Source organism: Acinetobacter sp. UBA3132 (assembly GCF_002364825.1).
Classification (GTDB): domain Bacteria; phylum Pseudomonadota; class Gammaproteobacteria; order Pseudomonadales; family Moraxellaceae; genus Acinetobacter; species Acinetobacter schindleri.
In genome coordinates this window covers 36,807-37,622 of sequence record NZ_DEZM01000192.1, presented here as the reverse complement: position 1 = coordinate 37,622, position 816 = coordinate 36,807, and the positions used below count along the sequence as shown (strand labels likewise).

1 protein-coding gene is annotated in these 816 nt (G+C 48.0%); it reads right to left on the bottom strand.

Translation table 11 applies throughout. The features are described from left to right. Positions 1 to 769: aldehyde dehydrogenase family protein (locus tag B4033_RS10500; RefSeq protein WP_286833744.1), on the bottom strand; the 769-nt coding region annotated here is incomplete at its 3' end. Positions 770 to 816: the final 47 nt, after the last annotated feature.

Genomic DNA, 816 nt, shown 5'->3' with positions numbered 1-816 from the left:
GGGATTTTCCGCCCAGCTCCATGGTGACTTCTTTCAGGCTGGAATTTGCAGCTTGGGCCATGACTTTTTTGCCGGTGGCAACACCACCTGTAAATGAAACTTTGGCTATGTCCGGATGTGAAGTCAGATAGCCACCAATGTCACCACTGCCGGTCACCACATTGAATACGCCATGCGGTACACCTGCTTCAGTATAAATTTCTGCCAGTTTTAATGCAGTTAAAGGCGTTACTTCACTGGCTTTAAAGATCATGGCATTGCCTGCTGCCAGTGCAGGTGCAGATTTCCATAAGGCGATTTGAATCGGGTAATTCCATGCACCAATCCCGGCAACTACACCCAAAGGTTCACGGCGGGTATAAACAAACGAACTGCTTCTGAGCGGGATTTGCTGGCCTTCGAGTGCTGGCAAAATACCCGCATAATATTCGAGCACATCAGCGCCCGTTGCAATATCGACGGTGGATGTTTCACTAAAAGCTTTACCACTGTCGAGAGTTTCAATACGGGCCAGTTCATCATTACGATCTCTCAGTATCGCCACCGCTTTTTGCAAGATACGGGAACGTTGAATCGCCGTCATTTCTGCCCAGACTTTCTGGCCTTGCTGAGCGGATTTTACCGCACGGTCGATGTCGTCTTTGCTGCAAATCTGGACTTCTGCCAGAACTTCGCCGGTCGCTGGATTAATTGTTTCAAATGTGCTGTTGGATGTAGCATCGACAAATTGTCCGTGGATATAAGGACGTTGCAGATTAAAGTGTGTCAATGGGATTCCCTCGTAGTTGAGTCATTCTTGAGTTGCTGTCGGATATT